This window comes from Mycoplasma marinum (assembly GCF_004335975.1).
GTDB classification, from domain to species: Bacteria; Bacillota_I; Bacilli_A; order Mycoplasmatales; family Metamycoplasmataceae; genus Mycoplasma_K; species Mycoplasma_K marinum.
Genome location: NZ_PSZO01000056.1, coordinates 1 through 2,044, shown reverse-complemented (window position 1 = coordinate 2,044; position 2,044 = coordinate 1). Strand labels below are relative to the sequence as shown.

Below are 2,044 nucleotides of genomic sequence, written 5' to 3'. Positions count from 1 at the left end.
GGAAATGATGTTAAAGCAATTTAAGCACCTCAACAATGTTTAAAAAGTAAACTTTTAGAACAAAAAAATAACTACTATGGTTATTTTAAATCTAATTGTTTTTACTAAAAAAATGTGTGATTGTCTATTGCTTGAATTTGTTTTTTTAAACTTGTTTTACCATTTTTCATTCCAATATTAATTTATCTTTTTATCTATTTTTTTTCAATAAATTTATTTTTATTGACGAAATGGAAATTTTTATCAAATTGAGCAACATATTTTTCGGAAAGACCATGGGATACAACTATATTTAATGAATTCTGAGACAATATAAAGTTTAAAACTTCTGGTCTTTTTATTGCATCAATATTCATCATTAATTCATCATAAACACAGATTTCTGCTGCACTATAAATTAAAATCGCTATTTTAACTAAAGCGGTTTCTCCAGATGAAAGAGAAGATATTTGCTCTGCCAATAAATTGTCAATACCCAAATTATGTGCAACTCACATTAGTCTTTCTTTATTGTATTTTTCATTGAAAAGTATTATATTTTCTAATACACTCCCTTCAATTAATTTTGTTGCTGATGTCTGATAAATAAAAGGCATAGACATATAGTCTGAAGTTACTTTATTATTCACAAGTACCTTTCCAGTGTATTTTTTATCTAATCCTAAAAGTATTTTTAAAAATGTAGTTTTACCAGAACCATTTGGTCCTGTTATTATTATATTTTCTTTTTCATTAGCTACGAAGTTTATATTTTCAAAAAGTACTTTCATTTCGCTTTTCTTGGTAACATCCAACATTAATAAGTTATTTATTTTAGAACTTTTAATAGAACGATCTTCATATGCAAAATCTTGTTTTATATTTTCAAAAGTAATTCATTTATTATTTTTTGATTTAGCAAATAATGAACTCATTTGGGGTATTTGATTTATTACTCCCCCCAAAAGAACTGTTGCTGTTACTAAAATACTAATATTTGCTTGTTTAAAATAAATTAAAATACCTGTTGTTACAGCAATTGAAAAATAAGTAAACCCTATACCAAACTTAACGATGATACCCCTTTTTGCTTCAAGAATCATTTGTTTAGTAGTTAATTCTTTTTTTTCATTAGAAGGGAACTTGAGAATACTTTCCATTTCGTTACCACTAACAGAAATAGTTTGATAATTTTTTTCAAATAAACTGATTTTTTGGTTAAAATCACTGTTTACTACAACTAACTTTTTATTAATTTTAATCAGTTTTTTGGAAAAGAATTTTGGCGATATATATACTAATAAAATGGATGCAGTTGCAATTAAACCAACAATTCATGAAGATATTGTAATAGTTACAATGATTGTTAAAAAAGAAAAAGAGATTAGATAAAATCGAAATCTAGGACGCAAAAACTTTCTTATGTATATATTTGCTTCAGTTTGAATTTCTTCAAACGACTTATTACTTTTTAATTTCCTTGATATTATTGTTTTCCTAATGTCAAGGAATACTAAAGATTCAACAAAATTAGTAACTATATTCATTAAATAATTTAATGCAGTAATTGAAATTATCATAATTAAATACCAATATGAACCATCAAAACCAAAGTTTATAACTCTATTGACATAATCGCCAAATAATTTTCCAACAACGGACAAACTAATCATTACAATCATATGGAGCAAAATCATTGGAATCAATATTTTTTTTCTACTAGAAAAGAATAATTTCATCAAAACCTCCTTTAATTTCTTCCTCTAAAGTGTGATCTATTAATATTACCGCTACTTTTTCTGTCATCAATGCTTGATAGATATTATTCTTTAATGTTTTTTGAACACTTGTCAGTGTTTCATCCAATAAAATAATTGAAGATTTATTTGCTAGAACATGTAAAAGAGATAATAATTGGATTTCACCTTGTGAATATCCATGCTTAGCACTAGATAAAACCCCACTATCTAAGATTATATTTCTAATATTTTTATATACTTTATTATTAGTGATATTTATATGCTTTTCTATTTTATCAATAGATTCGAAAATTGTTGAAGATCCG

The 2,044-nt window shown here is 25.0% G+C and carries 2 protein-coding genes; both read right to left on the bottom strand.

Annotated features, from left to right (window positions below; translation table 4 throughout):
- Positions 1 to 194: 194 nt before the first annotated feature.
- Complete coding sequence (locus C4B24_RS04630; RefSeq protein WP_131599609.1) at positions 195 to 1,718, bottom strand: ABC transporter ATP-binding protein; 1,524 nt, start codon at positions 1,716 to 1,718, stop codon at positions 195 to 197.
- The coding region (locus C4B24_RS04625) for a P-loop NTPase family protein (RefSeq protein WP_131599608.1) at positions 1,699 to 2,044 on the bottom strand (346 nt) is incomplete at its 5' end. The genes C4B24_RS04625 and C4B24_RS04630, both read right to left, overlap by 20 nt.